Below are 3,572 nucleotides of genomic sequence, written 5' to 3' on the forward strand. Positions count from 1 at the left end.
CCCGCCCCGCCCCCGCGCGCGGGCGCTTTTCGACAGCGCCCGCGCACCCGCGTAAGATGCTCGTTCGCACCGCGCGCCGCGCCGCCGAGGCCGGCGCAGCGCGGTTTCCCGCAACCAGGAAACGACAGGAGACGATCATGACGAGACCGGCCAACACGCCCTGGCTCACCCCCTACCTGACGGTGGCCAGCGGGCGCGGCGCGCTCGACTTCTACCACCGCGCGTTCGGCTTCAGCGCCGGCAACGTGGTCGACGAGAACGGCGTGCCGACGCACGCCGAAATGCACTATCGCGGCGAGCTGGTCGTGATGTTCGCGCCCGAGGGCGCCTGGGGCAGCACGGCGCGCACGCCGCGCTCGCTCGGCGTCGAGTGCCCGCAGACCTTCTATGTCTATTGCGACGACGTGGACGCCATGCACGCGCGCGCCGTGGCCGCCGGCGCGATCAGCCTGATGGCGCCCGCCGACCAGTTCTGGGGCGACCGCTATTGCATGGTGGAGGACCCCGACGGCTACCGCTGGGGCTTCGGCAAGCCGCTGGAAAAGCAGGACGGAACCGCCTGATGCCGCCTCGTTTCTTCATCGACGCGGCGCTGGCCGCGCAGACCGAGATGGCGCTGCCGGAAGCGGTGGTGCGCCACGCGCAGGTGCTGCGCCTGAACCCCGGCGACGACATCACGCTGTTCGACGGCCGCGGCGGCAGCCACGCCGCCACGCTGCTGGAACTCGGCAAGCGCCATGCGCTGGCGCGCATCGGCGGCCACGACCCGGCCGAGGCCGAACTGCCGTTCCGCGTCACGCTGGCGCAGGGCCTGGCCGGCGGCGACAAGATGGACTGGCTGATCGAGAAGGCGGTGGAGCTCGGCGTGAGCGCGATCCAGCCGCTGCAGGCGGCCCGCTCGGTGGTGCGCCTGGCGGGCGAGCGCGCGCACAAGCGCCAGGCGCACTGGCAGGCGCTGGTGGAGGCGGCCTGCGAGCAATGCGGGCGCAACCGGCTGCCCGCGGTGGCGCCGGTGGCCACGCCGGACGCCTGGCTGGCGGCGCAGGCCGGGCCGGAGGCGGCGCCGGGCGCGCGCCTGCTGGTCTCGCCACGCGCCGGCCAGTCGCTGGTATCGTTTGCCACGGAGCACCGGCGGGGCCTGCTGAACGGCGGCGTGACGCTGCTGATCGGGCCCGAGGGCGGGCTGTCGCCGGAGGAAGAGGCGGCGGCGCTGCGCGCCGGTTTCACGGCGGTGTCACTCGGGCCGCGCATCTTGCGTACCGAAACCGCGGGGCTTGCCTGCCTGGCCGCGCTCAACGCGGTGCTGGGCGGATTCTGACGGCAACGGGCCATCCGGGCCCCGCGCCGCATTTCACCGAAGGAGTCGATCATGGGACTACTCGATAGCGTGCTGGGCGGTGTGCTCGGGCAGCGCGGCAGCGGCGAAGCGGGCGCGGGCGGCGGGCTGAGTCCGAAGATGATGATGGCGCTCGGCCTGCTGGCCATGCTGGCGATGCGCCACAAGGGCGGCGAAGCCGACGCGGCCGCGCCGCAGGACCCCGCGGCCGCCGGCGGGCTCGGCGGATTGGGTGGGCTGGGCGGACTCCTCGGCGGGCTGCTCGGCGGCGGTGGCGCTGCCGCCGGCGCCCCGTCCGGCGGGATCGACCTCGGCGGCCTGCTGGGCGGGCTGCTCGGCGGCCAGGGCCAGCAGGGCGGCGCGCCCGCGCTCGGCGCCGCGGCCGGCGGCATCGGCGCCCTGCAGGAAGTGCTGGCGCAGGCCGGCCTGGGCGAGCAGGTCAGCTCGTGGATCGGCACCGGCGACAACCAGCCGGTCTCGCCGTCGCAACTGGCCGGCGCGCTCGGCGGCACCGGCGCGCTCGAATCGCTGGCCAGCTCCACCGGCCTGTCGGCCGACGACGTGGCCGCGCACCTGAGCGAGGGCCTGCCGGAACTGATCGACAAGCTCACCCCGGGAGGCCAGGTACCGCCGGCGGCATAGGCGGCTGCCGCACCGCCGGCCGGCAGGCCGGCCAAGGCAAAAGCAAAAGGCCCGCTCAGGCGGGCCTTTGTCATGGCATCCCGGCTTCCGGCCGGCGCGGCCTCAGGCGGGCACCTGCGCGCGATTCACGCGGGATGATTCACACGAGATTCACGCAAACGAGTAAAACACGCGGAACTGCACCTTGCGCTCGGCCCAGAACTCGGCGGCGTCGCGGAATACGTCGAGCAGGACCTCGCGCCCTTCCTTGTCGAACTTCTGCGCGATCGGCAGGCCCTCGAGCACGATCACGAAACCGGGCTGCGCGCCGGCCTTGTGGATCAGGTCGGTGAGGCAGTCGGCCAGCGCGTCGAAGTTCTTGCCGAAATGCTTCGGGAACAGGAAGCTGGTGGCGATGGTGTCCAGCACCTCGGCCTTGCTCTGGCAATGCGCGCAGTTGGCGTACAGGAAATGCTGACCCAGCTCGGCCGCTGCCTGGGCAAGCTCAGGCACGCGGAACGCGCGGATCGACTGGACGATGTTCGGACGCACCGTCTTGAACAGGTTCATGGCTCCCTCTTTGCTACCGTCGGTGCCGGCTGCGGGAACAGGTGCGAGCGGCGGTTGGTGCGAGAGCTCGTTGCGAGGCATCATCAACACATTGTCGTAAAGATTCCGGGCCTGGGTCTGCGCCCGCTGCCAGCCATCTCCGGCGCCGCGCTCTTCGCGGGCGGCAAGGGCGTCGCCCAGTCCGAAAATGTCAGTCATCATTTGGCTATCCGTTTGAAACTGTTGTAGTGGTCGTCCGTGTAATAGCAGTCGTTGGTGGCGCGTCGATCACCGCCACATACGATCCGTCTGGCTCCCCGGTTCCGGCTGTTTGTTTTCACCGTATATTCGCGGTAATAATCGCGCGGCTTCCGCGGCAGGGCACGCTCGTAGTTGCCGAATCTCGAGCCGTCCTTCGCATACGGAAACGGGCCGCCCGCCTCGATGCGCTCCATCGTCAATTGCGCTTCGTTGGGCAACTGCTGCAGCGGGATGGTTCCCGCATCCGCCATGCCGGCCGCGGGCGCCTCGCGCGCCTGCACCGGCTGCAGCAGTGCGCACGACACCGCCACGCCCGCCAGCACCCGGCCTGCGGCCCGTGCCAGTCCCGCGGCGGAACCTGCGGCTGAAATCCATTGCGATGCGCGCTGCGTCAAAGGAATCTGGGAACCCACGTTGCTAGTCTTGTTTGGAGGCGCCCACAGGAAGATTCCGGCGCGGCAGCGCGATTCCCGCGCCGCCCCGCGGCTGCCTTCCTGCCTGCGCCCCGGACAGCGTGCGCGAAAAACGGTGGCATCAAAAACGGTGGCATCGTCGCGCAGGTGTACCCAACGCGCGCTTTAAGGGCATAAGGTTACGCGCATGCCGCCAAATAATCAATCCCCTGCGCCTGCTAACGGCGGAAAACTCCAATTGTTTCAAGGTGTTATTAACATGTGTGCGCGCACTTACCCTGCGCTTTGCTCCGCGCCGCGGCGCGCGCGCCGGGCATAAAAAAAGCCGGGCAAGCCCGGCTTTTCCGTGCGGCTGCCAGCTTAGCGCTTGGCCGCGGCATCGACCACCACCA

The 3,572-nt window shown here is 70.3% G+C and carries 5 protein-coding genes; 3 read left to right on the forward strand and 2 right to left on the reverse strand.

The genetic code is table 11. From position 1 onward, the window contains the following. Nucleotides 1-137 precede the first annotated feature (137 nt). Genes K206_RS0134745 through K206_RS0134755 form a run of 3 tightly spaced genes read left to right on the forward strand, consistent with a single transcriptional unit; the run spans nucleotide 138 to nucleotide 1,978 of the window. Nucleotides 138-563 carry a glyoxalase/bleomycin resistance/extradiol dioxygenase family protein gene (locus tag K206_RS0134745; RefSeq protein WP_020206873.1) on the forward strand — a complete coding sequence of 142 codons (426 nt, stop codon included), beginning with the start codon at nucleotides 138-140 and terminating at the stop codon, nucleotides 561-563. Beyond that, a complete protein-coding gene (locus tag K206_RS0134750) occupies nucleotides 563-1,318 on the forward strand; it encodes a 16S rRNA (uracil(1498)-N(3))-methyltransferase (protein WP_020206874.1) in 756 nt (251 codons plus the stop codon). The genes K206_RS0134745 and K206_RS0134750 overlap by 1 nt, the downstream gene beginning before the upstream one ends. Before the next feature lie 51 nt (nucleotides 1,319-1,369). Then, nucleotides 1,370-1,978, forward strand: a complete 609-nt coding sequence (locus K206_RS0134755; protein WP_029044426.1) for a YidB family protein — start codon at nucleotides 1,370-1,372, stop codon at nucleotides 1,976-1,978. A gap of 150 nt (nucleotides 1,979-2,128) precedes the next feature. On the opposite strand, the gene K206_RS0134760 is transcribed toward K206_RS0134755, so the two are convergent. Both K206_RS0134760 and K206_RS0134765 read right to left on the reverse strand, forming a co-directional pair. After that, the gene (locus tag K206_RS0134760; protein WP_029044427.1) at nucleotides 2,129-2,728 is read right to left on the reverse strand and encodes a barstar family protein; all 600 of its coding nucleotides are present in this window, start codon (nucleotides 2,726-2,728) and stop codon (nucleotides 2,129-2,131) included. Further along, a complete protein-coding gene (locus K206_RS0134765; RefSeq protein ID WP_369796944.1) occupies nucleotides 2,725-3,111 on the reverse strand; it encodes a ribonuclease domain-containing protein in 387 nt (128 codons plus the stop codon). The genes K206_RS0134760 and K206_RS0134765 overlap by 4 nt, the downstream gene beginning before the upstream one ends. Nucleotides 3,112-3,572: the final 461 nt, after the last annotated feature.

Source organism: Cupriavidus sp. WS, assembly GCF_000395345.1.
In the GTDB taxonomy this organism is placed as follows: Bacteria; Pseudomonadota; Gammaproteobacteria; order Burkholderiales; family Burkholderiaceae; genus Cupriavidus; species Cupriavidus basilensis_B.

Excerpts from the sequence above, each read along its gene's own strand:
- K206_RS0134745 (WP_020206873.1), top strand. The coding sequence starts at position 138 with ATGACGAGACCGGCCAACACGCCCTGGCTCACCCCCTACCTGACGGTG.
- K206_RS0134750 (WP_020206874.1), top strand. The coding sequence starts at position 563 with ATGCCGCCTCGTTTCTTCATCGACGCGGCGCTGGCCGCGCAGACCGAG.
- K206_RS0134755 (WP_029044426.1), top strand. The coding sequence starts at position 1,370 with ATGGGACTACTCGATAGCGTGCTGGGCGGTGTGCTCGGGCAGCGCGGC.
- K206_RS0134760 (WP_029044427.1), bottom strand. The coding sequence starts at position 2,728 with ATGATGACTGACATTTTCGGACTGGGCGACGCCCTTGCCGCCCGCGAA.